Origin of the sequence: Limnohabitans sp. B9-3, assembly GCF_002778325.1 — a bacterium.
Classification (GTDB): domain Bacteria; phylum Pseudomonadota; class Gammaproteobacteria; order Burkholderiales; family Burkholderiaceae_C; genus Limnohabitans; species Limnohabitans kasalickyi.
The window spans coordinates 25,766-51,339 of record NZ_NESI01000011.1 but is presented as its reverse complement, the minus strand read 5'-3'; the positions used below and the strand labels follow the sequence as shown (position 1 = coordinate 51,339).

Sequence of the window (25,574 nt, the reverse complement as noted above, 5' to 3'; positions counted from 1 at the left end):
CTTAGAGCACATCGCTGGCATAGTCTGCCAGTCGTGAGCGCTCACCGCGCGCGAGGGTGATGTGCCCGCCGTGTGGCCAGCCTTTGAAGCGGTCTACGGCGTACGTCAAACCGGACGAGCCTTCGGTCAAGTAAGGCGTGTCGATCTGGGCCAAGTTACCCATGCAGACGATCTTGGTGCCGGGGCCCGCACGGGTGATCAAAGTTTTCATTTGTTTGGGTGTCAAGTTTTGCGCCTCATCAATGATCAAGTACTTGTTCAAGAACGTGCGTCCGCGCATAAAGTTCAGGCTCTTGATCTTGATGCGGCTGCGAATCAACTCATTGGTCGCAGCACGGCCCCATTCGCCGGACGTGGTTTCGGTTTTGGCCAGCACTTCCAGGTTGTCGTCCAACGCACCCATCCAAGGGCCCATTTTTTCTTCTTCTGTGCCGGGCAAAAATCCGATGTCTTCGCCCACGCTCACGGTGGCGCGGGTCATGATGATTTCGGTGTACCGGCGATCGTCTAAAACTTGGGTCAGGCCCGCAGCCAGAGCCATCAAGGTCTTGCCTGTGCCTGCCGTGCCGGTGAGGGTGACGAAGTCAATCTCAGGGTCGGTCAACATGTTCATCGCGAAATTTTGTTCGCGGTTGCGTGTCGTCACGCCCCACACTGAATTCTTGAGGTGGTTGAAATCTTTGAGGGTCTTGAGCACCACGTTTTTGCCGCGGATCTCAGTCACGCGTGCGTACAAACTGGGTTCGCCAGGCGCTTCGTAATACACAAATTGGTTGATGTGCAAGTCGGCCACGATGGGGCCGCTCAAGCTGTAGAACGTCTGGTTGCCACTTTGCCAGCTCTCTACCGACTTGGCGTGTTTGATCCAGAAGTCTTGGGGCAGGGCGATGGCACCCGAGTAAAGCAGGTCGCCGTCTTCAAGGGTTTTGTCATTTTGGTAGTCTTCCGCCGCCAAGCCCAACGCGCGTGCTTTGACGCGCATATTGATGTCTTTGGAGACCAGCACCACTTCACGCGGCGCATGGCGTTGTCGCAAGGCTTCGACCACACCCAAGATTTGGTTGTCAGCCTTGCCTTGGGGCAAGCTCGAGGGCAAGGTGAAATCGAGCACCTGAGTTTGAAAGAACAGTCGACCACCCACTTGGCGGTGCCCTGTGCCATCGAGCTTGATGCCGGTGGTGATGTCCGCACCATGCGTGGCCACCAACGCATCGAGCGTGCGGCTGGTTTGGCGGGCGTTGCGCGCAACTTCAGTCATGCCTTTTTTGTGACCGTCGAGCTCTTCAAGCACGATCATGGGCAAGAACACATCGTGCTCTTCGAAATTGAAGAGGCACATGGGGTCGTGCATCAAGACGTTGGTGTCGAGCACGAACAATTTGGTGGGTCCACTCTGTTTTGGCTTTTTGACGCGTGCCGAGGTGTTGCGTGTTGGCGCTGACTGTCGATCTTCGTTGCGAGGTTTCTCCGCTGGGGCTTCAGCGAGGCGAGCATTTTCGGGGCGCACCTGACTCACTTTGCTGGCAGGGGCTTGTGGTTTCACCAAAGGTGCTTTGGGCGACTGTTCGGACACCATGGTTGCCGTGGGCTCCGATTTTTCTTCTGTCCTGCGGAGCGATTTGGTTTTTGCAGGAGGCTGGATGGCTTCGGTATTCAGGAAAGCAGCGCGTTTGGCAGGAGCAGGAGGCAGTGGCATGGAATGACTTTGTATGAAGTAACGAAAAAGTTGGGCTCAAAAACGAAAAAGCCGCCTGGAGGCCAAGGCGGCTTGAACAGAAAGCGTGTTCGTTTTTGTGAACGTCATGAAATCACTATAACCGAGCTCTGTGACGTTTTGAGGGCAAGTTTAGGCGCCTGCTTTTTTCAAGGCTTTGACGGCTTTTAAAACATCATCCACATGCCCTGGGACTTTCAAACCGCGCCACTCTTCTTTGAGTAAGCCATCTGGCCCCACCAAGAACGTGCTGCGTTCAATGCCTTTGACCTTTTTGCCGTACATGATTTTGTTTTTGACCACACCAAACATGTGACACATTTTTTCTTCCGTGTCGGCAATCAGTTCGAACGGGAGTTCAAGTTTGGTTTTGAAATCGTCGTGAGACTTCATGTTGTCGCGAGACACACCAAAGACGATGGCGCCAGCTTTGACAAAGTCTTTGTACTTATCGCGAAATTGCATCGCTTCGGTGGTGCAGCCAGGGGTGTTGTCTTTGGGGTAAAAGTACAATACCATCATTTGGCCGTTGTGAGAGTTGTTAGAAACCTTGATGCCACCTGTTGCATTGGCCTCAAATTCGGGAAGGGGTTTGTTGACAACAATTGCCATAGCGCTCAATCAGGTGTGACAGTGGAGACGGCCGGATGAAGGAGGCGACTGTCTAGACAGCCCCCTTGCGGCAACCCATTATTTTAACTTAGAAAGATAAGCGGTATGTGCTTTGGCCAGTAGGTCACTGAATACGTACTTATGAATTACTTGGTGTTGCCTCAATCAGCAAAGCGGCCGCCACTTTACGTCCTTCGCCCGCCAAGATGTTGTAGGTGCGGCAGGCCGCTTGCGTGTCCATCGTCTCGAGCCCAATGCGCTTATTCATCAGGCTCGTCAGCCATTGGGGAGGGGCAAAGCGCAAGCGTTCACCGCTGCCAAAAATCACCAGTTCGACATCGAGTTCGGCCAGTTGCTCAAAATGATGCGGCTGCAAATCGTCAAAGCTGGTGCAGGACCAATCCAGTCGAATACCTGCTGAAGAGATCAGCACGCTGTGATGTGTTTTTTCACCTTGAATAGCGACCCAGCCAGGTCCATAGCCGGTGACGGACAAGGTGTCGATGCGATCGGGTTGTAATTTCATAAATTCCTAGAGAAATGTGGTCAAATTATAGGTTTTCACCCTGCTAAAGAGCCCTCGGAGGGACTTTGAAGAAGATCCAAAAATCCAACAAGCTGTCCAACGTCTGTTATGACATTCGCGGTCCCATCATGGACCGAGCGCGTCACATGGAGGAGGAGGGCCACAAGATCATCAAACTCAACATCGGCAATTTGGCTGTGTTTGGTTTCGATGCGCCCGAAGAAATTCAGCAAGACATGATCCGTAACCTGCCCACCTCGGCCGGTTACTCCGACAGCAAAGGTATCTTTGCTGCGCGCAAAGCGGTGATGCACGAGACGCAAAAGCAAGGCATCAAGGGTGTCACGCTGGACGATATTTACTTGGGTAATGGCGCCAGTGAGCTGATCGTCATGGCCACCAACGGTTTGCTCAACGATGGCGACGAAATGTTGTTGCCCGCCCCCGACTATCCGCTGTGGACCGCGGCGGTGAGCTTGTCGGGCGGTACGCCTGTGCATTACGTGTGCGACGAAGCCAACGGTTGGATGCCCAACATAGCCGACATTCGCGCCAAGATCACGCCCAACACCAAAGGCATTGTGGTCATCAACCCGAACAACCCAACGGGTGCGTTGTACTCTGATGAGCTGTTGCTCGAGATCGTGGCCTTGGCGCGTGAGCATGGCTTGATCATTTTTGCCGACGAGGTGTACGACAAGGTTTTGTACGACGGCGTCAAGCACACGCCGCTGGGCAGCTTGAGCGAAGACGTGCTGACGTTGACATTCAATTCCTTGTCCAAGAGTTATCGCTCGTGCGGTTACCGCGCGGGTTGGTTGGTGGTGTCAGGCGATAAAAAGCCCGCTGCCGATTACATCGAGGGCCTCAACATGCTCTCGAACATGCGCTTGTGTGCCAACGTGCCAGGCCAATGGGCGATCCAAACCGCCTTGGGCGGTTACCAAAGCATCAACGACTTGGTGGGTGAGGGGGGCCGTTTGCGCAAGCAGCGCGACTTGGCGTACGAACTCATCACCGCGATTCCTGGTGTGACGTGTGTGAAGCCTCAAGCGGCGTTGTATATGTTCCCGCGCTTAGACCCGAAGGTCTACCCGATCAAAGACGACCAACAATTCTTTTTGGAATTGTTGGAAGAAACCAAGGTCATGTTGGTGCAGGGCACGGGCTTCAATTGGCCAGACACGGATCACTTCCGCATTGTCTTCTTGCCTCACGTCGACGATTTGCGCGAGGCCATCTTGCGCATCGCTAAATTCCTAGAAAACTATAGAAATAAAAACGCAGTATGAAACCGATTCAAGTTGGCCTATTGGGCATTGGCACTGTAGGCAGCGGCACATTTGAAGTGCTCAACCGAAACCAAGAAGAGATCCAGCGTCGCGCGGGTCGCGGCATTGAAGTGACGATGGTGGCCGACCTTGATGTGGCACGCGCCAAAAGCATTGTGGGTGCCAACGTGCAAGTGGTGGGCGATGCGCGCAAAGTCATTGCCAACCCCGACATTGACATCGTGGTTGAGCTGATTGGCGGCTACGGCATTGCCAAACAACTCGTGCTCGAAGCCATCGAGGCAGGCAAGCATGTGGTGACCGCCAACAAGGCCTTGCTCGCCGTGCATGGCACAGAAATTTTTGCAGCAGCCCACAAAAAGGGCGTGATGGTGGCGTTTGAAGCGGCTGTGGCTGGCGGTATCCCAATCATCAAAGCCCTGCGCGAAGGCCTGACCGCCAACCGTATCCAGTGGCTGGCCGGCATCATCAATGGCACGACCAACTTCATCTTGTCTGAGATGCGCGACAAGGGCCTGGCTTTTAACGACGTACTCAAGCAAGCTCAAGCCTTGGGCTATGCCGAAGCCGACCCCACCTTTGACATCGAAGGTGTGGACGCCGCGCACAAAGTCACCCTCATGTCGGCCATCGCTTTTGGCGTACCGGTGCAGTTTGACAAAGCCTATGTGGAAGGCATCACCAAACTGGAAGCGCAAGACATCAAGTACGCCGAACAACTGGGCTACCGCATCAAATTGCTAGGTATTTCAAAGCGCACAACCGCAGGCATTGAGCTGCGCGTGCACCCCTGCTTGGTGCCAGCCAAGCGCTTGATTGCTAACGTCGAAGGCGCGATGAACGCCGTGATGGTGCATGCCGATGCCGTGGGCACCACGTTGTATTACGGCAAAGGTGCAGGCAGCGAGCCCACCGCCAGCGCCGTGATCGCCGATTTGGTGGACATCACCCGTTTGCACACCGCAGACCCGTTGAACCGCGTGCCGCATTTGGCCTTCCAACCTGACGCGATGAGCAACCTGCCTATCTTGCCGATGGCCGAAGTTGTGACCAGCTACTACCTGCGCATGCGCGTGGCAGACCAGGCTGGCGTGCTCGCCAAGGTCACCGGCATTTTGGCCAACGCCGACATCAGCATTGATGCCGTGTTGCAGCGCGAAGCCGGTGAGGGTGAGAGCCACACCGACCTCATCATCTTGACCCACGATTGCGTGGAAGCCAAGATGAACCAAGCCATGGCTGAGATGCAACAACTCAGCACCGTGTTGGCCCCGATCACCCGCATCCGCAAAGAAGAGTTGAACTGATGCTGTATTTGTCCACGCGCGGCCACCCCGAGCGCAAGCGTTTTTGTGAAATTCTCCTCGAGGGCTTGGCCCCCGATGGTGGTTTGTATTTGCCCGAGCACTACCCGCAGGTGGACGATGCAGCGTTGACGCGTTTGCGCACCACGTTCAAAACACAAGGCTATGCAGCCTTGGCCTTTGAAGTACTGTCGCTCTATATCGACGACATTCCTGCTGCCGATCTGAAAGCTCTGTGCGCCAAGACTTACACCAAAGAGGTGTACGGCACTGAGGCCATCGTGCCGGTGCGAAAGCTTGAAGAGGGCTTGCTGGTCGAGGCTTTGTCCAATGGCCCCACCCTCGCGTTCAAAGACATGGCCATGCAACTGCTGGGCAATTTGTTTGAATACGAGTTGGCACGTCGTGGCGAAGAGCTGAATATCTTTGGTGCGACCAGTGGCGACACGGGCAGCGCAGCCGAATACGCCATGCGTGGCAAAAAAGGTGTGCGCGTCTTCATGACCAGCCCACACGGCCGGATGAGCCCGTTCCAACAAGCGCAAATGTTCAGCTTGATGGACGAGAACATCCACAACATTGCCATCGAAGGCGTGTTCGACGATTGCCAAGACTTGGTGAAGGCCGTCTCCAACGATTTGGACTTCAAAACCAAATACAAAATTGGCACGGTCAACTCCATCAACTGGGCGCGCTTGTTGGCCCAAGTGGTGTACTACTTTGCTGGCTATTTCCAAGCGACCACGGCCAACAGCCAAAAGGTGAGCTTCACGGTGCCAAGTGGCAACTTCGGCAACGTGTGCGCCGGCCATGTGGCCCGCATGATGGGTTTGCCCGTGGACACCTTGGTGGCCGCCACCAACGAAAACGATGTGTTGGACGAGTTCTTCCGCACCGGCGTGTACCGCGTGCGCGGCAGCGCTGACACCCACGAAACATCCAGCCCGTCGATGGACATTTCCAAGGCCAGCAACTTCGAACGTTTTGTGTTCGATTTGCTCGGTCGCGATGCAGCGCTCACCAAAGACTTATTTGGTGCGCAAATCTCGAAGAACGGCAAGTTCGACCTGAGTGGTAACCCGCACTTTGCAGAAGCTGCAGCGCGTTACGGTTTTGCCAGCGGCAAGAGCACACATGCCAACCGTTTGGCCACCATCCAAGATGTGTACAAGCGCTTCGGCGAAATGATTGACACCCACACGGCAGACGGCGTGAAAGTGGCGCGTGAACACCTCAAGGCTGATGTGCCCATGATCGTGTTGGAAACCGCTTTGCCCATCAAATTTGCGGCCACCATCGTGGAAGCCTTGGGTCAAGAGCCACATCGCCCAGCCAAATTCGAGGGCATCGAGGCCTTGCCAAAGCGGGTGCTGGTGATGAAGGCGGATGTGGCGCAAATCAAAACTTACATCACCCAACATTGCGACCACGCATGAAGGTCGTTGCATTTGCAGGGTATTCCGGATCGGGCAAAACCACGTTGGTGGAGCAACTGATTGTGGAGATGCGCATGCTTGGGCTTCGCGTGTCGGTGGTCAAACATGCACACCACAACTTTGACGTGGATCAGCCGGGCAAAGACAGTTGGCGTCACCGTGAGGCGGGCGCTTTTGAAGTTGTAGTCGCCTCTAGCCAACGCCTGGTGGTGCAACGCACGTTTGAGCAACCCACACGTTTGTCGGTGCACCAATTGTTGGCCGAGGTGTACGACGGTGTCGATTGGGTGTTGGTTGAGGGCTTCAAGCAAAGCGATTTGCTCAAAGTCGAAGTCTGGCGACATGCCTCGGGCCAGCCTGTGCGTTACCCAGATGACGATTTTGTGGTGGCCATCGCGACCGACTCCCCGCAAGCCTTGCCTGAGCCCACCCTGCGCCCTCTGTTGGATTTGAACGACGCCGAAGCCGTGTGCGCCTGGCTGATCGACCACGAAGATCGCTTTCACTACAACCCCCGTTCTCTATGACACGTCCTGCACTGCTGTCTCTCGATGAAGCCATGCCTCAACTGCTGGCGCAAGCCAAGCCGTTGGAAGCCAAGCAAACCATCTCCACCTTTGACGCGGACGGGCGGGTGCTCGCGCAGGATGTCGTGGCCGCCTTGCAAGTTCCGCCACAAGACAACAGCTCGATGGACGGCTATGCCGTGCGCACGGCTGACTGTGCCCAAGCCGGTGCCGTGTTGCGTGTGACGCAGCGTATTCCTGCCGGTACGTATGGCACACCTTTGAATGCAGGCGAAACAGCTCGCATCTTCACAGGTGCACCTATCCCCCTCGGCGCAGATGCCGTGGTGATGCAAGAAGACTGCGAAGTCCTAGAAGGCGAAAAAATCAAAGTGAGCAAGTCTGTGCCTCCAGCGCAGTGGATTCGCCGCTCGGGTGAAGACGTCAAACGTGGCGCCAAGGTACTGACCCAGGGCATGCGTCTGACGCCCGCTGAATTGGGCTTGGCGGCCAGCATCGGCTTGGCGCAGTTGCAGGTATCGGCAAGACCACGCGTGGCCTTGTTCTCGACTGGTGATGAGTTGGTCATGCCTGGCGATGTCGCCCCCGAAGCCATGCCTGCCGGTGCTATTTACAACTCCAACCGTTTCTTTTTGCGTGCCATGTTGCAGCGTTTGGGCTGCGAGGTGACCGACCTGGGCATCGTGCCCGATAAGCGCGAGGCCACCATTGCGGCTATGCGAGAAGCCGCCCAACACCACGATTTGATTTTGACCAGCGGCGGTGTGTCGGTGGGCGAAGAAGACCACATCAAGCCCGCCGTTGAGGCCTTGGGTGAATTGAACCTCTGGCAATTGGCCATCAAGCCCGGTAAGCCCTTTGCGTATGGCAAGGTGAATCGTGGGTTCGAGGGCGATGCTTGCCACTTCATGGGCTTGCCCGGCAACCCCGTGTCCAGTTTTGTGACCTTCTTGTTGTTGGTCCGCCCGTTTGTGTTGGCCTTGCAAGGCGTCACGCAAACCGAGGTGAAACGCACCGAGATGACGGCCCACTTTGATTGGCCCCGTGCCGACAAGCGCCGTGAGTTTTTGCGTGTCAAACGCAACGCGCAAGGTGGGCTCGATTTGTTTCCCAATCAAAGCTCGGGCGTTTTGACTTCGGCCGTGTGGGGTGATGGCGTGGTGGATAACCCCGCCGGGCAGACGATTTCAAAAGGCGATACCGTTCGCTTTATTTCCTTTGCGGAGTGGTTGGCATGAACGTCACCTTGAAGTACTTTGCGTCCATTCGCGAAGCCATCGGGCAGGGCAGTGAAAGTGTGAGCACGCAAGCCCCCACGCTCAATGCTTTGCGCGATGAGTTGCTGGCGCGCGGCGGCGCTTATGCGGAAGTTTTGGCACCCGGCCGCGCTGTGCGCACGGCTTTGAACCAAGACTTGTGCGACGGCGATGCGGCGCTCAGCGAGGGTTGCGAAATCGCATTTTTCCCCCCCGTGACCGGCGGCTGATCCCCTTGGTTTTCTAAGACGATTTATGACTTTCACTGTCAGCATCCAAACCCAAGATTTTGATGTGAGCCAAGAGCTCGCAGCCTTGCGTGCCGGGGATGCGCGTGTGGGCGCGGTCTGTTCTTTTCTTGGCACCGTGCGTGAACGCAACGACGGCAGCTCGGTCGCCAGTATGGAACTGGAGCATTACCCAGGCATGACCGAGAAATCCATCTCGGCCATGATGGACGAGGCCAAAAAGCGCTTTGACATCTTTGCCGCTCGCGTTATTCACCGTGTAGGGTTGTTGCATCCCGAAGACCAAATTGTGTTTGTGGCCGTGACCTCAGCCCACCGTGGTGAGAGCTTCAAGGCCTGTGAGTTTTTGATGGACTACCTCAAAACCCAAGCGCCTTTCTGGAAGAAAGAAGTCACGCCCGAAGGCGCGCGCTGGGTGGATGCCCGCGTTAGCGACGACCAAGCCTTGGCGCGTTGGGGTATTCAAGCGACGAACAGCATCGCACCCTAGTGGTGTGCGTCACCGCACAGACAGGGCGGTGTTTGACGGGTCGAATGTGTCATGCCTTGACCCATGTCAAGGTCACTTTGCTTGTGTGATCTTGAAATAAGACGCAACAGCCTCAGTTATTGATCTACACAACATTTGCTCCGGAGTTTCCATGCGTCTCGACAAACTCACCACTAAATTTCAAGAAGCGCTGTCAGAGGCTCAAAGTTTGGCCTTGGGTGGCGACCATGCCTACATCGAACCCTCTCACGTACTGGTTGCCATGCTGCGCCAAGACGATGGCCCCAAGTCGTTGCTGCAACGCGCGGGCGCGAACGTCGTCAGCTTGCTAACCGCCGCTGAGACTGCCATGAACCGCTTGCCCAAAGTTGAAGGTCAAGAACAAGTGCAAGTCGGGCGTGACACCGTGTCCTTGGTGCAAGCCGCTGAAAAAGAAGCCATCAAGCGTGGCGATCAGTTTGTAGCCAGCGAGTTGTTTTTGCTCGCCATGTGCGACAACAAAGGCAACTGGGGCAAGATGGCCACCGACAGTGGCCTGAGCCGTCGCTCCTTGGAGTCTGCCGTGACAGCCGTGCGCGGTGGTCAAAAGGTGGACAACGCCGAGAGCGAAGGTCAGCGTGAGTCGCTCAAAAAATACTGCGTCGACCTGACCGAGCGTGCACGCAATGGCAAGCTCGACCCCGTGATTGGCCGTGATGACGAAATTCGCCGCGCTATTCAAGTGCTGCAGCGTCGCACCAAAAACAACCCCGTGTTGATTGGTGAGCCTGGCGTGGGCAAGACCGCCATTGTGGAAGGCTTGGCTCAGCGCATTGTGGCGGGCGAGGTGCCGGATTCACTCAAAGGCAAACGCGTGCTGTCCTTAGACATGGCCGCGCTGTTAGCGGGTGCCAAGTTCCGCGGTGAATTCGAAGAGCGCCTGAAAAGCGTCTTGACCGAATTGGCCAAAGACGAAGGCAAGACCATTGTTTTCATCGACGAGCTGCACACCATGGTGGGTGCAGGCAAGGCCGAAGGTGCGATGGACGCGGGCAACATGCTCAAGCCCGCGTTGGCCCGCGGCGAGCTGCATTGCGTGGGTGCCACCACGCTGGACGAGTACCGCAAATACATCGAGAAAGACGCCGCATTGGAGCGTCGTTTCCAAAAAATTATCGTCGGTGAGCCCACGGTCGAAGCCACCATCGCCATCTTGCGTGGACTGCAAGAAAAGTACGAAGTGCACCATGGCGTGGAGATCACCGACCCCGCCATCGTGGCGGCGGCTGAGTTGTCGCATCGCTATATCACCGACCGTTTCTTGCCCGACAAAGCGATTGACTTGATCGACGAAGCCGCGGCTAAGGTGAAGATCGAGATCGACTCCAAGCCCGAGGTGATGGACAAGCTCGACCGCCGCTTGATTCAGCTCAAGATCGAGCGTGAAGCCGTGCGCAAAGAAAAAGATGAAGCCTCGCAAAAACGCCTGGCCCTGCTGGAAGAAGAGATCACGCAACTGGGCAAAGAAGCCGCTGATTTGGATGAAATTTGGAAGTCTGAAAAAGCGTCGGCCCACGGCGGCGCGCAGATCAAAGAAGAGATCGACCGCTTGCGTTTTCAAATTGAAGAGTTCACCCGCAAGGGCGATTTCAACAAGGTGGCCGAGTTGCAATACGGCAAATTGCCAGAGCTTGAAAAACGCATGAAAGACGCCACTGCTAAAGAAAATGCCAAGCAGGCGAAGACCGGTGGTCATCGTCTGCTGCGTACGCAAGTGGGCGTGGAAGAGATTGCCGAAGTGGTGGCGCGTGCCACAGGCATTCCGGTTTCTAAGCTGATGCAAGGCGAGCGCGAAAAATTGCTGCAAATGGAAGACAAGTTGCACAACCGCGTGGTCGGTCAAGATGAGGCCATCACCGCGGTGGCCAACGCCATTCGCCGCTCGCGCGCAGGTTTGGGCGACCCCAACCGTCCGACCGGCTCGTTCTTGTTCTTGGGCCCCACCGGCGTGGGCAAGACCGAGTTGTGCAAGGCCTTGGCGGGGTTCTTGTTTGACAGCGAAGACCACATGATCCGCATCGACATGAGTGAGTTCATGGAGAAGCACTCGGTGAGCCGATTGATCGGTGCGCCTCCCGGCTACGTGGGCTACGACGAGGGCGGTTATTTGACCGAAGCCGTGCGTCGCAAACCCTACAGCGTGTTGTTGCTCGATGAGGTGGAAAAGGCGCATCCCGATGTGTTCAACATCTTGTTGCAAGTCTTGGACGACGGTCGATTGACCGATGGCCAAGGCCGCACGGTGGACTTCAAGAACACGGTGATCGTGATGACGTCCAACATTGGCTCGCCCATCATCCAAAGCATGGTGGGTGAAGACCCGCAAGACATCAAAGACGCGGTATGGGATGAGTTGAAAAACCATTTCCGCCCCGAGTTTTTGAACCGCATTGACGAGACGGTGGTGTTTCATGCCTTGGATGCTGGGCACATCGCCAGCATTGCTGACATTCAGCTCAAAGTTCTATCGGCTCGTTTGGCCAAGATGGATTTCACCTTGCAAGTTTCGCCGGCAGCGTTGGCGGAGTTGGCCAAGGTGGGCTTTGACCCTGTGTTCGGCGCTCGCCCCCTGAAGCGTGCGATTCAGCAGCGGATTGAAAACCCCTTGTCGAAGCTGCTGCTCGAAGGCAAGTTCGGCCCCAAAGACACGATTGCCGTCAATGTCGACCCGGTGCGTGCCCCGGGCGAGTTTGCGTTCACCAAAATCGCTTCCCCAACGTGAGTGGCATCTCAGGTTGATGCGGTGTGGGGGGCTTGTCCCCCAGTAGACGGGGCATCAAAAGTTCAGCAGTTAGGATTAAGCACCCTATTTACCGAGCTTTTTAGCCGCCCACTATGACCACGCTTGCTCCAACAGACACCCCTTGGCGCGATGACGCGTCTGTCATTGGTTTGGTGGGCTTGGCGCACGCCAGTTCGCATTTTTCTCACCTGTTGCTGCCCTTGATGTTCCCTGTGTTCATCAAAACCTTTGGTTTGAGCTATTCAGAACTTGGCTTTTTGATGTCGGTGTTCTTTGTGGTGTCGGGCATTGGGCAAGCCTCAGCCGGTTTTGTGGTGGACCGCTTTGGGGCGAGGCCTGTGATGTTTGGCTCCCTTTTGTTGTTGGCGCTTGCTTGTGGGGTCGCCTCGGTTGCACAGAGTTACGCAGGGTTGATGGCGGCTGCGGCCATGCTGGGGTTGGGCAATTGCGCGTTTCACCCCGTCGACTTCACCATCTTGAATCAAAAAGTTTCACCTCCGCGTTTAGGCTACGCGTTCAGTGCACACGGTCTGACGGGCAATTTGGGTTGGGCCGCCGCACCAGTTTTTATGGTGGGCTTGAGCACTTGGCTGGATTGGCGTGCCGCCTATGTGGGCGCGGGGTTGGTGTTTTTTGGGATTTTTCTTTTGCTGCTTTGGCAGCGTGAGGCCATACAGACGCAGGCCACGCACCACCAACAAGCCCCGGGTGCTGAGCACACCTTGGCCTTTTTAAAAATTCCTGTGGTGTGGTGGTGTTTCGGGTTTTTCTTGCTGTCCACCATGACCTTAGCGGTGGTGCAAAGCTTTGCCGTGTCCATTTTGCAAGCCATGCATCAGGTGACGTTTGAAGCGGCCACCATGACCTTGACTGCGTATATGTTGTGCGCTGCCCTGGGTATGTTGTTCGGTGGCTTTGTGGCCGCGCGATGGCCGCTTCAAAGCGACAAAGTCGTGGCTATTTGCATGACGGTGGCCGCACTTTTCATGGCTTTGTGTGGTACCGGTTGGCTCGATGCCAACGCCACCATGGTCATCTTGGCTTTGACCGGGATGGCCATTGGCGTGGGAGGGCCGTCACGCGACATGATGATTAAAAAAGCAACGCCCAAAGGCGCGACAGGTCGGGTGTATGGGATGGTGTATTCCGGCCTTGATGTCGGTTTTGCGATGTCGCCCGTGATCTTTGGTGTGTTCATGGACCGAGGCTGGTATGGCGCGACCTTGTTGGGGTCTGCGCTGGTGTTGCTGATGAGCGTGGGTGTGGCATTGGGTGTGGGCCGACGTACGCTGCAGAGTTAAAACGTAAACGAGACAAAAGATGACAAAACAAATTGCAGGCCATTTGCTGGTCGAGTGCTTGATTGAACAAGGTGTGACGCACGCGTTTGGTGTGCCGGGTGAAAGCTATTTGGCCGTGTTAGATGGCTTTCATGCTTACCACGACCGCATTCGGTTTGTGACCAACCGCCAAGAGGGCGGTGCAGCCTTCATGGCCGATGCCCAAGGGCGTTTAACGGGTCGTCCAGGCGTGTGTTTTGTCACGCGTGGGCCTGGGGCTACCAATGCGTCGATCGGCATCCACACGGCGTTTCAAGACAGCGCACCGATGGTGTTGTTTGTGGGCGATGTGGGCAGCGATTTTCGTGACCGCGAGGCCTTTCAAGAGGTCGACTACAACAGCTTCTTCGGCCCCAGTACCCGCGGCATGGCCAAGCGCGTCGAGCGCATTGATGACCCTGCGCGCATTCCTGAATACGTGGCGCGCGCCTTTGCCACCGCCATGAATGGCCGTCCTGGCCCCGTGGTGCTGGTCTTGCCAGAAGACATGCTGGTACGTGAGGTCGAGACGCGTCCCTTAGCCCGCGTGGAGCCTGCGCAAGCGTGGAGCGATCCGGGGGCTTTGCGCCAGTTGCGCGAAATGCTGTTGGAGGCGAAGCGTCCGTTCGTGATTGCGGGCGGCAGCGGCTGGACGCAGCAGTCTGCACAAGCCTTACAGCGCTTTGCGGAAAACTGGAAGTTGCCCGTGGGCAATGCCTTTCGTTTTCAAGACACCTTCGACAACCACCACCCGCAGTATGCGGGCGACGTGGGCATTGGCATCAACCCCAAGCTCGCGCAGCGCGTTCGTGACAGCGATTTGATTCTGGCCATTGGCCCTCGCTTGGGCGAGATGACCACCAGCGGTTACACCTTGTTGCAAGCGCCCAAGCCCACGCAAAAGCTGGTGCACATTCACGCCAGCGCTGAAGAGCTCAACCGCGTCTACCAAGCGGACTTGGCCATGCTGTCCACCATGAATGCCGCAGCCCGTTCCTTGGAAGTGTTGACAGCACCCACCAGCTTGCCTTGGGAGGCTTGGACCGCTTCAGCACATGCCGACTACGAAGCCAACATGACCCCCCAAGCGATGCCGGGCGACATTGACATGCCCGCCATCATTGATGTGGTCAACCGATTGATGCCCGACGACACGGTCTACACCAACGGGGCGGGCAACTTTGCCAGTTGGGTGCATCGCTTTCACAAACACCATGGCTTAGCCCGTGGTCTGCGTACCCAACTGGCCCCAACGGTCGGCTCTATGGGGTACGGCGTGCCTGCAGGTATTGCCGCCAATATCTTGACAGGCCGTACGGTGTTCACCATTGCTGGTGACGGTGATTTTTTGATGAATGGCCAAGAGTTGGCAACAGCCTCACAGCACGGCGCTAAAACGATCATCGTGTTGTTGAATAACGGCATGTACGGCACGATTCGCATGCATCAAGAGCGTGAGTATCCGCACCACCTGAGCGGCTCGTATTTGCAAAATCCCGACTTCGCAGCCTTGGCGCAGGCCTATGGCTACGCGGGTGTCCGCATCACACGCACGGATGAGTTTGAGGCTGCGCTGACCGATGCGTTGGCTCGCAAGCAGGGGACATTGATTGAGGTCATGCTAGACCCAGAAGTGATCACCACGCGCGGCACCTTGAGCGCTATTCGGGATGCTGCGGAGCAACAGCGAGTCAAATCGGCAGCGTCGTAATCTGTGTATGGTTTGAGGCTTGCTCGCGAGGCTTCACCGCAAAAGCAAAAAGGGACGCTAACGCGTCCCTTTTTGCTTTTGGCGAAGACCTGATTACGAGAGGTGCTTGCCAATCAAGCCAGCCAATTCGAACATGGTGACTTGGGCTTTGCCGAATACGCCTTTGAGCTTGTCGTCAGCGTTGATGTTGCGCTTGTTGGTGGCGTCTTGCAGGCCGTGCTTCTTGATGTAAACCCACAGCTTGCTGACCACTTCCGTGCGAGGCACAGGTGTGGCGCCGATCACAGCAGCCAATGCGGCGCTAGGCGTCATGGCTTTCATGAAGGCAGCATTAGGCGTGCGCTTTTTAGCGGGGGCTTTTTTGGCAGCCACTTTTTTAGCTGGAGCAGCTTTCTTAGCGACGACCTTCTTAGCGGCTGGCGCAGCTTTTTTAGCAGCTGGCTTTGCAGCAGCGACTTTCTTAGCGGGAGCAGCTTTTGCAGCTACGACTTTTTTCGCGGCAGGAGCAGCTTTTGCTGGTGCTTTTTTTGCCGGTGCTTTCTTTGCAGTTGCCATGTTTGAGTTCCTTCTAAAAGTGTTTGTCATTGCCTCTGAGAGACGAGCTCTTTGAAACAAGTTGCATGCTAATTGAGAAAAATCTTCTTTCCAAGTGAAAAATGATTTTTTTCATTCGAGATTGTTGTTTTTGTGACTGTGGTTTTGTGAGGGAGCAGCACCTGATGGCAGACGCTAGTGCCTGAGCGCACTGCTACCTTGTCATGGGTGGCAAAGCGGACGTGGTGTAGGCGCTTTTTTTTGATGTTGAATTCATAAAACATATTTTCATAATATGAATTTATTTGATGTTGCAACGCAGTATTTTTTCTTGATATGAGAAATGCAATTTTGTATAACAAAATATATTTCATAAGTCATTGATTTTTAATGATAAAAATAAATTCTTATATAAGACATAAGACATGACTTGACTCTTATAGAAGACTTATAGTTAATCCATCGAAAGCAGCTTGCTTTACAAGCCTCTTCGTGAATAACCACCAACTTAATGGAGTGAACCATGCCTCAATCCCTGAACGAACAACTCAGCCGCGAACAACAAATTGCTGCCCTCGAAAAAGACTGGGCCACCAACCCACGCTGGAAAGGTGTGAAGCGTGGTTACTCGGCTGCAGACGTCGTACGTTTGCGCGGCAGCATGCCCATTGAGCACACACTCGCCAAGCGCGGTGCTGAAAAGCTCTGGGACAAAATTAACGGTGGCGCCAAGAAAGGCTACGTCAACTCATTCGGTGCGATCAGTGCTGGGCAGGCCATGCAACAAGCTAAAGCGGGCTTGGAAGCGGTGTATTTGTCAGGCTGGCAAGTCGCGGCTGATGGCAATTCGTCAGAGACCATGTACCCCGACCAATCGCTCTATGCCTACGACTCAGTGCCGACCATGGTTCGCCGCATCAACAACACGTTCAAGCGCGCTGACGAAATTCAGTGGGGCCGTGGCATCAACCCAGGCGACAAAGAATTCATCGACTACTTCTTGCCCATCGTGGCTGACGCTGAAGCCGGTTTCGGTGGCGTGTTGAACGCATTTGAGTTGATGAAGAACATGATTGCTTCTGGCGCTGCTGGTGTTCATTTCGAAGACCAATTGGCTGCCGTGAAGAAATGCGGTCACATGGGCGGCAAAGTGTTGGTGCCAACGCACGAGGCTTGTGAAAAATTGATTTCTGCCCGCTTTGCGGCTGACGTCATGGGCGTCAACACCATCGTGTTGGCTCGCACCGATGCTGAAGCTGCCAACTTGATCACGTCTGACCATGATGCCAACGACAAGCCTTTCTTGACCGGCGAGCGCACGCCCGAAGGTTTCTACCGCGTCAAAAACGGTTTGGAACAAGCCATCAGCCGCGGCGTGGCTTACGCCCCTTACGCTGACTTGGTGTGGTGTGAAACAGGCGTGCCAGACATTGGCTTCGCTCGCGAATTTGCACAAGCTGTGCACGCGGCTTGTCCAGGCAAGCTGTTGTCTTACAACTGCTCACCGTCGTTCAACTGGAAGAAAAACTTGGACGACAAGCAAATTGCATCGTTCCAAGAGGACCTGTCGGCTTTGGGCTACAAGTACCAGTTCATCACCTTGGCTGGTATCCACATCAACTGGTACAACACCTTCCAATTTGCACACGCCTACGCCAACGGCGAAGGCATGAAGCACTACGTCAACATGGTGCAAGAGCCTGAATTCGCCGCACGCGACAAGGGTTACACCTTCGTTTCGCACCAACAAGAAGTAGGCGCAGGTTACTTCGACGACGTGACGACTGTGATCCAAGGCGGCGCGTCTTCTGTGAAAGCCTTGACAGGTTCTACTGAAGAAGAGCAGTTCCACTGATCGACTTCGCGAAGCTAAATGCGGGGCGGCGTAAAATCCGTCTCAGCGTTTAGATACTTTTTCCAAGCGCGGCTCCTGCCGCGCTTTTTTACTTTCAGACACATGGTTCAGATTACTCTCCCCGACGGTTCGCAACGTGAATTTCCTGGCCCCGTGACCGTGGCCGACGTGGCTGCGTCCATTGGCGCAGGCTTAGCCAAGGCGGCTTTGGCTGGCAAGGTCGATGGCAAAGTGGTGGACACCAGCTTCACGATGAGCAGCAACGCCAACTTGGCCATCATCACTGCCAAAGACGCCGAAGGCTTGGAGGTGATTCGTCACTCCACCGCCCACTTGTTGGCCTACGCGGTGAAAGAGCTGTACCCCGAAGCGCAAGTGACCATTGGCCCGGTCATTGACGACGGCTTCTTCTACGACTTCTCATTCACCCGCGGCTTCACCCCCGAGGACTTGGTGGCGATCGAAAAGCGCATGACCGAGCTGGCCAACAAAGACGAGGCCGTGGTGCGCCGCGTGTTGCCACGTGACGAGGCGGTGGCGTATTTCAAAGGTTTAGGCGAGCATTACAAGGCCGAAATCATTGCCAGCATTCCAAGTAACGAAGACGTGAGCCTTTACCGAGAAGGCGCTTTCGAAGACTTGTGCCGTGGCCCACATGTGCCCAGCACGGGCAAGCTCAAGCATTTCAAGTTGATGAAAGTAGCCGGTGCCTACTGGCGCGGCGACAGCAAGAACGAAATGCTGCAACGCATTTACGGTACAGCGTGGACCAGCAAAGACGATTTGCAGCTCTACCTCAAGCGCCTGGAGGAGGCTGAAAAGCGCGACCACCGCAAACTGGGCCGCGAGCTGGATTTGTTCCACATTGACGAGCATGCACCCGGCTTGGTGTTTTGGCATCCCAAGGGTTGGACCGTGTGGCAGACCATCGAGCAGTACATGCGTCAGGTTTACCGCGACAACGATTACCTCGAAGTCAAAGGCCCACAAATCATCGACAAGTCGCTTTGGGAGAAAACCGGCCACTGGGACAAGTACCGCGACAACATGTTCACCACGGAGTCTGAAAAGCGTGATTACGCTTTGAAGCCGATGAACTGTCCAGGCCACATCTTGATCTTCAAGCAAGGCATCAAGAGCTACCGCGATCTACCACTGCGCTACGGCGAATTTGGCCAATGCCACCGCAATGAGCCCTCGGGCGGTCTGCACGGCATCATGCGCGTGCGTGGTTTTACCCAAGACGACGGCCACATTTTCTGTACTGAAAACCAAATCCTGCCCGAGTGCGACACCTTCACCAAGGTGCTCAAGAAGGTCTACGCCGACTTTGGCTTCACCGACATCTTGTACAAAGTGTCCACGCGCCCTGAAGCCCGCATTGGCTCAGACGAGCTGTGGGACAAGGCCGAAAAAGCCTTGATGGACAGTTTGACCGCAGCAGGTTGCGAGTACGTCATCTCTGAAGGCGACGGCGCTTTCTACGGTCCCAAGATTGAATACACCCTGAAAGACGCGATTGGCCGCGAGTGGCAGTGCGGCACGATTCAGGTCGACTTCAACCTGTCTGAGCGCTTGGACGCTGAGTACACGGCCGAAGACGGCTCACGCCAACGCCCCGTTATCTTGCACCGCGCCATCGTGGGCAGCATGGAGCGTTTCATCGGAATTTTGATTGAACAGCACGCCGGCGCCTTGCCCACTTGGCTGGCTCCCACCCAAGTTGCGGTGCTCAATATCACCGATTCGCAGGCCGAATATTGCAAAGAAGTTGCTAAAACGCTGCGAAATCAAGGGCTTAGGGTCGATTTAGACCTGCGCAACGAAAAAATCACGTATAAAATACGCGAGCATTCAATGCAAAAGCTTCCCTACATCTTGGTCGTAGGCGACAAAGAGAAGGAAGCTGGCGCCGTCGCAGTGCGCGCCCGAGGCAATCAAGACCTCGGTGTGATGTCCCTCGAAGCCTTCTCTCAAAAGATTGCCTCAGACATCGCTCTCAAAAGCTGATTTCATTGAGAAATTGCCAAGAGTTGTGCGTCGCACACGTGTGTCGGTTTGTTTTTGATTTTTAAGGATAGTCACCATCGCTACAGAATTTCGCGACCGCCGCCAGCGCGAGGAACGCAAACACCGCCTTAACCGGGAAATCATGGCCCCGGAAGTCCGCCTTTCAGGTCCTGACAACGAACCCCTCGGTATCGTGAGCTTGGCTGATGCCTTGCGCATGGCCGGTGAGATCGACGTTGACTTGGTTGAAATTGCCGCCACGGCTGTGCCGCCGGTGTGCCGTTTGATGGATTACGGTAAGTTCAAGTACCAAGAGCAAAAGAAGGCTGCCGAAGCGAAGTCCAAGCAAAAGGTCATCGAGGTCAAGGAAATCAAGTTCCGTCCCGGTACCGATGATGGTGACTACAACATCAAGATGCGCAACATCAAGCGCTTCTTAGATGACGGTGACAAATGCAAGATCACGCTGCGCTTTCGTGGCCGCGAGATCACGCATCAAGAAATCGGTATGGCGCTGTTGCAGCGCATCCGTGATGAGTTGGCAGACCTGATCGTTGTTGAGCAGTTCCCCAAACTCGAAGGGCGTCAAATGATCATGATGATCGCGCCTGGTAAGCGTAAATCGGGTGGCGCCGCCAAACCCGCTGCAGAAGCCGCTTCGGCAGCCTCTGCATAAATTGGCAGCGCGGCATGCTGCCGCGCTTGAAAGGCAAGCAAATTAGTGTCTCGGGGCTTACAAGACTGCGCACCCTGCGTAGGCGCCTCGCGAGCACAAATTAAAGGAGCATTTAAATGCCCAAAATGAAGACCAAAAGCAGCGCTAAAAAGCGCTTCCGCGTTCGTCCAGGTGGTACCGTGAAACGCGGTCAAGCCTTCAAACGTCACATCTTGACCAAGAAGACAACCAAGAACAAGCGTCACCTCCGCGGTTCAGTGGCTGTGCATGAGACCAACATGGGTCACATGGCGCAAATGCTGCCCAAGTGCGGCCTGTAATTAACTGACGAACAAGGAGAAAAAATATGCCTCGCGTTAAACGTGGTGTTACGGCCCGTGCCCGTCACAAAAAAGTTCTGGCTTTAGCCAAAGGTTTCCGCGGTCGCCGCGGTAACGTCTTCCGCATCGCTAAACAAGCGGTGATGAAGGCAGGTCAATATGCTTACCGTGACCGCCGCACTAAAAAGCGTGTGTTCCGTCAGCTGTGGATCGCTCGTATCAACGCTGCTGCACGTCAGTGCGGTCTGACATACAGCCAATTCGCCAACGGCCTGAAAAAGGCAGCGATCGAAATCGACCGCAAGATGTTGGCTGACCTGGCCGTTCACGACATGGCTGCCTTCAGCAGCATCGTGGCTCAAGTCAAAGCCAAATTGGCCGCTTGATAGCCGAGGGTTAACCACCCACGAGCAAAGGGGTTGAGGCTACACAGCTTCAATCCCTTTTTTGTTTTCTCCTCTCCCCAAATTTTCAATGAAATAACTTTCATGATCAGGGGTCAATTGGAATCACCAAAGTTATGAACGAGTTGGACTCTCTGGTCGCTAGTGCTCAGGCCCTGTTTGCGCAAAGCACCACACCGGCTGATCTTGAAAACGCCAAAGCCCAGTTCTTGGGCAAGTCAGGTCGCATCACTGAGATGATGAAAGGCATGGCCGCATTGAGCGTCGAAGAAAAGAAATCGACCGGTGCTGCCATCAACGTGGCCAAGCAAGCGATTGAAGCCGCGCTTACTGCACGCCGCCAAGCCTTGGCCGATGCTGAACTCGAGACCCAACTCAAAGCCGAAGCCTTGGATGTGACCTTGCCCGGTCGCGCTCGCATGGCTGGCGGTTTGCACCCTGTGACGATCACGCTCGAACGCGTCGAAGCCATTTTTGGTTCGATGGGCTTTGAAGTGGCTCAAGGCCCAGAGATCGAAACAGACTGGTTCAACTTCACCGCGCTCAACACGCCTGAAGACCATCCCGCACGTTCCATGCACGACACCTTCTATGTGGAAGGTGGCAGTGCCGAAGCGCCTAACTTGCTGCGAACGCACACCAGCCCCATGCAAGTGCGCCATGCGGTGCAACACGTCAAGCGTTACCAAGCGCGTTTGGATGCTGGTCAAGGCATGCCCGAAATTCGCGTCATCGCACCCGGCCGCACCTACCGTGTGGACAGCGATGCCACGCACTCGCCCATGTTCCACCAATGCGAAGGCTTGTGGATTGGTGAGAACGTGAGCTTCAAAGACCTCAAAGTGGTCATCACCGATTTCTGTCGCACTTACTTTGAGAGCGACGATTTGGTGTTGCGGTTCCGCCCTAGCTTCTTCCCATTCACAGAGCCCAGCGCTGAGATTGACATTCAATTCCAAAGCGGCGCTTTGGCGGGCCGTTGGCTCGAAGTGGGGGGCTCAGGCCAAGTGCACCCGAACGTGGTGCGCAACATGGGCCTCGACCCTGAGCGTTTTATCGGCTTTGCCTTTGGTATGGGTATGGACCGTTTCACCATGCTGCGTTACGGCGTGAACGACTTGCGCTTGTTCTTCGATGGCGACATTCGCTTCTTGAGCCAGTTCCAATAACTTCACGCACACACGAGATTCATCATGCAATTCCCCGAATCCTGGTTGCGCGAATTCTGCAACCCATCCCTCACTACCCAAGAGTTAGCCGACACCTTGACCATGGCCGGTTTGGAAGTGGAAGAACTCCAACCCGTCGCACCGCCTTTCACAGGCATCGTCGTCGGTGAAATCAAAGAAGCCGTGCAGCACCCAGACGCTGACCGCTTGCGCATTTGCCAAGTTGACGTGGGGCAGGGCGCGTTGCTCAACATCGTGTGCGGTGCACCCAATGCACGCGTAGGCATCAAAATTCCATGCGCCACCGTGGGCGCAGAGTTGCCTCCCGGCGAAGACGGCAAACCTTTCAAAATCAAAGTGGGCAAGCTGCGTGGCGTGGAAAGCCAAGGCATGTTGTGCTCGGCCAAAGAACTCAAAATTGCGGACGACAACGGCGGCTTGCTCGAGCTGCCCCCCGATGCACCTTTGGGTCAAAACATCCGCGAGTACCTGAACCTCGACGACACCTTGATGACATGCAAGCTCACGCCTAATTTGGCGCATTGTTTGAGCGTTTACGGCATTGCCCGCGAAGTGTCAGCCCTCACAGGCGCACCGTTGAAGGCACCTGCTTTCCCAGCTGTTGCCGCTACAAACGCTGACAAAGTAGCTGTGAACATCAGCGCCCCCGATTTGTGTGGCCGCTTCTCAGGCCGCGTTGTGCGTGGCGTGAACACCAAAGCGCAAACGCCTGCATGGATGGTGAACCACTTGGCCCGTTGCGGCCAACGCAGTGTGAGCCCCTTGGTCGACATCTCCAATTACGTGATGTTCGAGATTGGCCGCCCTACTCATATTTTTGACCTTGACAAAATTCAAGGGGGCTTGGATGTGCGTTGGGGCAAGGCCGGTGAGCAGCTCAAACTCTTGAACGGCAACACCGTGACCGTGGACGAGAAAGTGGGCGTCATCGCTGACGCGCATCAAGTCGAATCTCTCGCCGGCATCATGGGCGGCGACGCCACGGCCGTGAGCGACGACACGCAAAACATTTACATCGAAGCCGCCTTCTGGTGGCCCTCGGCCATCGCAGGCCGCTCACGCCGTTTCAACTTCAGCACTGATGCCGGTCACCGCTTTGAGCGTGGTGTGGATCCTGAGTTGACGGTGGAGCACATCGAGCGCATCACGCAGTTGGTGATCGACATTTGCGGCACGCCCAACACCACCGTGGGCCCGATTGACGACCAACGCGTGAACATGCCGGTGGCCAAGCCTGTCACCTTGCGCGTGGCGCGTGCCGAAAAAGTGATTGGTATGCCGCTCACCCAGCAACGCGTGGCGGATGCTTTGCGTGGTTTGGGTTTGCCCGTGACAGAAGGCGAGGGTGTTGTCACCGTGCAGCCCCCATCCTTCCGTTTCGATTTGCAAATCGAAGAAGATTTGATTGAAGAAGTGGCGCGCATGGTGGGTTACAACAACCTGCCCACCACACCACCTTTGGCTCCCATCACGGCCAGCGCGTGCCAAGAAGCACAACGCAGTCCACACGCTTTGCGCCACCACTTGGCCGCTTTGGGCTACCAAGAAACCATCAACTACAGTTTTGTGGATGAGCGTTGGGAACACGAGTTGGCGGGCAATACCAACCCCATCAAATTGCTCAACCCCATCGCCAGCCAAATGAGCGTGATGCGCTCTACCTTGTTGGGCTCGTTGCTCAACGTGGTGAAGTTCAACGTCGATCGCAAAGCATCACGCGTGCGCGTGTTTGAGCTGGGCCGCGTGTTCCACAAAGACGCATCGGTGCAAAACACAGACACCACCGTGCAAGGCTTTGACCAACCCATGCACGTGGCAGGCATTGCCTTTGGCAGCGCTGCACCTTTGCAGTGGAGTACCAAGGAGCAAGCCGCTGACTTCTTTGACGTGAAAGCGGATGTAGAAGCTTTGTTGGCCCCCGCTGTGCCGCAGTTTGAAGCGGCTGAGCATCCCGCCCTGCACCCAGGCCGTTGTGCCAAGGTGTTGGTTAATGGCCAAGCCGTGGGCCATGTGGGCGAGTTGCACCCACGCTGGCGTCAAAGCTGGGACTTGGCGCAGGCCCCTGTGATGTTTGAGCTCTCGCTCGATGCCGTGTTGCACCGCGATGTACCCAAGTCCAGTGGCGTGGCCAAGTTCTCGAACGTGGAGCGCGACATTGCGGTCATCGTCAAAGACAGCGTCACGCACGCGCAATTGATGGCTGCTGTGCACGCGGCTCAAACACAAGGTTTGCTGCGCCATGTTGTGCTGTTTGATGTGTATCGTCCCAAAGCCGAAAGCTCGTCCATGGCCTTGGACGAAAAGAGCTTGGCGGTTCGCCTCACACTCAACAGCGACGAAGCCACTTTGAACGAAGCACAAATCGAAGGCGCGGTGAAAGCTGTTGTCGATCAGTTATCCACGCAGGTTGCGGCCCGCTTACGCGCTTGATGCGCGCGATGTAAAGACAGACGTTATGGAACTTTCGTTTGAGAGCTTAGAAACCCCTGCTTTGACCAAGGCGCAGTTGGCCGAATTGTTGTTTGAACAAATTGGCTTGAACAAGCGTGAGTCCAAAGACATGATTGACGCGTTTTTTGACTTGATCGCCAAAAGTTTGGTGGATGGGACGGATGTGAAGATTTCCAGTTTTGGAAATTTTCAAATTCGGACCAAAGCGCCTCGACCAGGGCGCAACCCGCGCACAGGTGAGGCCATTCCAATTGAGGCGCGAAGGGCGGTGACGTTTCACGCCAGTCACAAACTGAAAGAGCAAATTCAGGGTGACACCGTCGAAAAACAGGATGCCTAAAAAAGAGACCTTCGCAGGTCTTTTTTGAAAGGCAATGCACGATGTGACTGGTGCCCCTGCTGAACTTCGTGTAACCTCTACGCTCCCATTTACAAGCCACTGATTTTCATGGAGATATCCCTCCCTCCCATCCCTGCTAAACGCTACTTCACCATCGGTGAGGTGAGTGATTTGTGTGGCGTGAAACAGCACGTGCTGCGCTATTGGGAGCAGGAGTTCACACAGTTGCGTCCGATGAAACGCCGTGGCAATCGACGTTATTACCAACACCATGAAGTGTTGATGATTCGCCGAATTCGCGACCTGTTGTACGACCAAGGCTTCACCATCAGTGGTGCGCGCAACAAGTTGCAAGAGTTGGTGCAAGTTGAGCGTGACCGTCGTCGCTTGGGCACTCAGGGGTTGATCGATTTAGATCTGTCCGATGACGACGGCATTGAGGACCATTTAGAAGATGCAACAGACCATGCGGAGACCACCGCATTGACCACCTTGATATTGAGTGACGATGATGCTCTGCAAATTCTTCGCAAAGAACTTGTACAAATTCGTGAATTGCTCAATTAAGCACTCAGAG

The 25,574-nt window shown here is 55.4% G+C and carries 23 protein-coding genes; 19 read left to right on the top strand and 4 right to left on the bottom strand.

Going from position 1 to position 25,574, the window contains the following annotated elements:
- Position 1: 1 nt before the first annotated feature.
- From B9Z42_RS15060 to B9Z42_RS15050, 3 genes are all read right to left on the bottom strand, one after another.
- Positions 2 to 1,696, bottom strand: a complete 1,695-nt coding sequence (locus B9Z42_RS15060) for a PhoH family protein (RefSeq protein ID WP_100134236.1) — start codon at positions 1,694 to 1,696, stop codon at positions 2 to 4.
- Between the two features lie 150 nt (positions 1,697 to 1,846).
- Positions 1,847 to 2,326 carry a peroxiredoxin gene (locus B9Z42_RS15055; RefSeq protein WP_100134235.1) on the bottom strand — a complete coding sequence of 160 codons (480 nt, stop codon included), beginning with the start codon at positions 2,324 to 2,326 and terminating at the stop codon, positions 1,847 to 1,849.
- A gap of 139 nt (positions 2,327 to 2,465) precedes the next feature.
- The gene (locus B9Z42_RS15050) at positions 2,466 to 2,852 is read right to left on the bottom strand and encodes an Mth938-like domain-containing protein (RefSeq protein WP_100134234.1); all 387 of its coding nucleotides are present in this window, start codon (positions 2,850 to 2,852) and stop codon (positions 2,466 to 2,468) included.
- A gap of 65 nt (positions 2,853 to 2,917) precedes the next feature.
- Here B9Z42_RS15050 and B9Z42_RS15045 point away from each other — a divergent pair, with 65 nt between their 5' ends.
- The 10 genes from B9Z42_RS15045 to B9Z42_RS15000 all read left to right on the top strand — a co-directional run bounded on the left by B9Z42_RS15045 (position 2,918) and on the right by B9Z42_RS15000 (position 15,217).
- Positions 2,918 to 4,144 (top strand): pyridoxal phosphate-dependent aminotransferase, encoded by a 1,227-nt coding sequence (locus tag B9Z42_RS15045; protein WP_100134233.1) that lies wholly within the window; start codon positions 2,918 to 2,920, stop codon positions 4,142 to 4,144.
- On the top strand, positions 4,141 to 5,451 hold the full coding sequence (locus B9Z42_RS15040; protein WP_100134232.1) for a homoserine dehydrogenase: 1,311 nt from the start codon (positions 4,141 to 4,143) through the stop codon (positions 5,449 to 5,451). Before B9Z42_RS15045 ends, B9Z42_RS15040 begins: the two co-directional genes overlap by 4 nt.
- Positions 5,451 to 6,884, top strand: coding sequence for a threonine synthase (gene thrC / locus B9Z42_RS15035; RefSeq protein ID WP_100134231.1), 1,434 nt, complete (start codon positions 5,451 to 5,453; stop codon positions 6,882 to 6,884). The genes B9Z42_RS15040 and thrC overlap by 1 nt, the downstream gene beginning before the upstream one ends.
- On the top strand, positions 6,881 to 7,411 hold the full coding sequence (gene mobB / locus B9Z42_RS15030) for a molybdopterin-guanine dinucleotide biosynthesis protein B (protein WP_100134230.1): 531 nt from the start codon (positions 6,881 to 6,883) through the stop codon (positions 7,409 to 7,411). The genes thrC and mobB overlap by 4 nt, the downstream gene beginning before the upstream one ends.
- Positions 7,408 to 8,649 carry a gephyrin-like molybdotransferase Glp gene (gene glp, locus B9Z42_RS15025; RefSeq protein WP_100134229.1) on the top strand — a complete coding sequence of 414 codons (1,242 nt, stop codon included), beginning with the start codon at positions 7,408 to 7,410 and terminating at the stop codon, positions 8,647 to 8,649. Before mobB ends, glp begins: the two co-directional genes overlap by 4 nt.
- Positions 8,646 to 8,897, top strand: coding sequence for a molybdopterin converting factor subunit 1 (moaD, locus tag B9Z42_RS15020; protein ID WP_100134228.1), 252 nt, complete (start codon positions 8,646 to 8,648; stop codon positions 8,895 to 8,897). Before glp ends, moaD begins: the two co-directional genes overlap by 4 nt.
- A gap of 25 nt (positions 8,898 to 8,922) precedes the next feature.
- Positions 8,923 to 9,405 (top strand): molybdopterin synthase catalytic subunit MoaE, encoded by a 483-nt coding sequence (gene moaE / locus B9Z42_RS15015; RefSeq protein WP_100134227.1) that lies wholly within the window; start codon positions 8,923 to 8,925, stop codon positions 9,403 to 9,405.
- Between the two features lie 151 nt (positions 9,406 to 9,556).
- Positions 9,557 to 12,166, top strand: a complete 2,610-nt coding sequence (gene clpB, locus B9Z42_RS15010) for an ATP-dependent chaperone ClpB (RefSeq protein ID WP_100134226.1) — start codon at positions 9,557 to 9,559, stop codon at positions 12,164 to 12,166.
- A gap of 113 nt (positions 12,167 to 12,279) precedes the next feature.
- Positions 12,280 to 13,488, top strand: coding sequence for an MFS transporter (locus tag B9Z42_RS15005; protein ID WP_100134225.1), 1,209 nt, complete (start codon positions 12,280 to 12,282; stop codon positions 13,486 to 13,488).
- A 19-nt stretch (positions 13,489 to 13,507) separates the two neighbouring features.
- Positions 13,508 to 15,217: a thiamine pyrophosphate-binding protein gene (locus tag B9Z42_RS15000; RefSeq protein ID WP_100134224.1), complete on the top strand. Its 1,710-nt coding sequence runs from the start codon at positions 13,508 to 13,510 to the stop codon at positions 15,215 to 15,217.
- Between the two features lie 93 nt (positions 15,218 to 15,310).
- On the opposite strand, the gene B9Z42_RS14995 is transcribed toward B9Z42_RS15000, so the two are convergent.
- Entirely contained in the window at positions 15,311 to 15,772 is a 462-nt protein-coding gene (locus B9Z42_RS14995) for an SWIB/MDM2 domain-containing protein (RefSeq protein ID WP_100134223.1), read from the bottom strand.
- 502 nt (positions 15,773 to 16,274) lie between these two features.
- Between B9Z42_RS14995 and aceA the strand changes: the two genes are divergently transcribed.
- The 9 genes from aceA to B9Z42_RS14945 all read left to right on the top strand — a co-directional run bounded on the left by aceA (position 16,275) and on the right by B9Z42_RS14945 (position 25,564).
- A complete protein-coding gene (gene aceA / locus B9Z42_RS14985; RefSeq protein WP_100134221.1) occupies positions 16,275 to 17,606 on the top strand; it encodes an isocitrate lyase in 1,332 nt (443 codons plus the stop codon).
- A 102-nt stretch (positions 17,607 to 17,708) separates the two neighbouring features.
- Positions 17,709 to 19,616: a threonine--tRNA ligase gene (thrS, locus tag B9Z42_RS14980; protein ID WP_100134220.1), complete on the top strand. Its 1,908-nt coding sequence runs from the start codon at positions 17,709 to 17,711 to the stop codon at positions 19,614 to 19,616.
- Between the two features lie 67 nt (positions 19,617 to 19,683).
- Positions 19,684 to 20,292 (top strand): translation initiation factor IF-3, encoded by a 609-nt coding sequence (gene infC / locus B9Z42_RS14975; RefSeq protein ID WP_100134219.1) that lies wholly within the window; start codon positions 19,684 to 19,686, stop codon positions 20,290 to 20,292.
- Positions 20,293 to 20,408: 116 nt separating this feature from the next.
- Entirely contained in the window at positions 20,409 to 20,612 is a 204-nt protein-coding gene (gene rpmI / locus B9Z42_RS14970) for a 50S ribosomal protein L35 (RefSeq protein ID WP_100134218.1), read from the top strand.
- Between the two features lie 26 nt (positions 20,613 to 20,638).
- On the top strand, positions 20,639 to 20,998 hold the full coding sequence (rplT, locus tag B9Z42_RS14965; protein WP_100134217.1) for a 50S ribosomal protein L20: 360 nt from the start codon (positions 20,639 to 20,641) through the stop codon (positions 20,996 to 20,998).
- A 134-nt stretch (positions 20,999 to 21,132) separates the two neighbouring features.
- On the top strand, positions 21,133 to 22,185 hold the full coding sequence (gene pheS, locus B9Z42_RS14960) for a phenylalanine--tRNA ligase subunit alpha (protein ID WP_100134216.1): 1,053 nt from the start codon (positions 21,133 to 21,135) through the stop codon (positions 22,183 to 22,185).
- Positions 22,186 to 22,209: 24 nt separating this feature from the next.
- Entirely contained in the window at positions 22,210 to 24,636 is a 2,427-nt protein-coding gene (gene pheT, locus B9Z42_RS14955) for a phenylalanine--tRNA ligase subunit beta (RefSeq protein ID WP_100134215.1), read from the top strand.
- 25 nt (positions 24,637 to 24,661) lie between these two features.
- Positions 24,662 to 24,997, top strand: coding sequence for an integration host factor subunit alpha (locus B9Z42_RS14950; protein ID WP_100134214.1), 336 nt, complete (start codon positions 24,662 to 24,664; stop codon positions 24,995 to 24,997).
- 108 nt (positions 24,998 to 25,105) lie between these two features.
- Positions 25,106 to 25,564 (top strand): MerR family transcriptional regulator, encoded by a 459-nt coding sequence (locus B9Z42_RS14945; RefSeq protein WP_100134213.1) that lies wholly within the window; start codon positions 25,106 to 25,108, stop codon positions 25,562 to 25,564.
- Positions 25,565 to 25,574 lie beyond the last annotated feature (10 nt).

Bases quoted from the DNA above. Each gene is read 5' to 3' on its own strand.
- clpB (WP_100134226.1), top strand. From the start codon at position 9,557: ATGCGTCTCGACAAACTCACCACTAAATTTCAAGAAGCGCTGTCAGAG.
- B9Z42_RS15050 (WP_100134234.1), bottom strand. From the start codon at position 2,852: ATGAAATTACAACCCGATCGCATCGACACCTTGTCCGTCACCGGCTAT.
- aceA (WP_100134221.1), top strand. From the start codon at position 16,275: ATGCCTCAATCCCTGAACGAACAACTCAGCCGCGAACAACAAATTGCT.
- moaD (WP_100134228.1), top strand. From the start codon at position 8,646: ATGAACGTCACCTTGAAGTACTTTGCGTCCATTCGCGAAGCCATCGGG.
- mobB (WP_100134230.1), top strand. From the start codon at position 6,881: ATGAAGGTCGTTGCATTTGCAGGGTATTCCGGATCGGGCAAAACCACG.
- B9Z42_RS15000 (WP_100134224.1), top strand. From the start codon at position 13,508: ATGACAAAACAAATTGCAGGCCATTTGCTGGTCGAGTGCTTGATTGAA.
- rplT (WP_100134217.1), top strand. From the start codon at position 20,639: ATGCCTCGCGTTAAACGTGGTGTTACGGCCCGTGCCCGTCACAAAAAA.
- B9Z42_RS14945 (WP_100134213.1), top strand. From the start codon at position 25,106: ATGGAGATATCCCTCCCTCCCATCCCTGCTAAACGCTACTTCACCATC.
- rpmI (WP_100134218.1), top strand. From the start codon at position 20,409: ATGCCCAAAATGAAGACCAAAAGCAGCGCTAAAAAGCGCTTCCGCGTT.
- B9Z42_RS14995 (WP_100134223.1), bottom strand. From the start codon at position 15,772: ATGGCAACTGCAAAGAAAGCACCGGCAAAAAAAGCACCAGCAAAAGCT.
- pheT (WP_100134215.1), top strand. From the start codon at position 22,210: ATGCAATTCCCCGAATCCTGGTTGCGCGAATTCTGCAACCCATCCCTC.
- B9Z42_RS15040 (WP_100134232.1), top strand. From the start codon at position 4,141: ATGAAACCGATTCAAGTTGGCCTATTGGGCATTGGCACTGTAGGCAGC.
- B9Z42_RS15060 (WP_100134236.1), bottom strand. From the start codon at position 1,696: ATGCCACTGCCTCCTGCTCCTGCCAAACGCGCTGCTTTCCTGAATACC.
- B9Z42_RS15005 (WP_100134225.1), top strand. From the start codon at position 12,280: ATGACCACGCTTGCTCCAACAGACACCCCTTGGCGCGATGACGCGTCT.
- pheS (WP_100134216.1), top strand. From the start codon at position 21,133: ATGAACGAGTTGGACTCTCTGGTCGCTAGTGCTCAGGCCCTGTTTGCG.
- thrS (WP_100134220.1), top strand. From the start codon at position 17,709: ATGGTTCAGATTACTCTCCCCGACGGTTCGCAACGTGAATTTCCTGGC.
- moaE (WP_100134227.1), top strand. From the start codon at position 8,923: ATGACTTTCACTGTCAGCATCCAAACCCAAGATTTTGATGTGAGCCAA.
- B9Z42_RS14950 (WP_100134214.1), top strand. From the start codon at position 24,662: ATGGAACTTTCGTTTGAGAGCTTAGAAACCCCTGCTTTGACCAAGGCG.
- B9Z42_RS15055 (WP_100134235.1), bottom strand. From the start codon at position 2,326: ATGGCAATTGTTGTCAACAAACCCCTTCCCGAATTTGAGGCCAATGCA.
- glp (WP_100134229.1), top strand. From the start codon at position 7,408: ATGACACGTCCTGCACTGCTGTCTCTCGATGAAGCCATGCCTCAACTG.
- thrC (WP_100134231.1), top strand. From the start codon at position 5,451: ATGCTGTATTTGTCCACGCGCGGCCACCCCGAGCGCAAGCGTTTTTGT.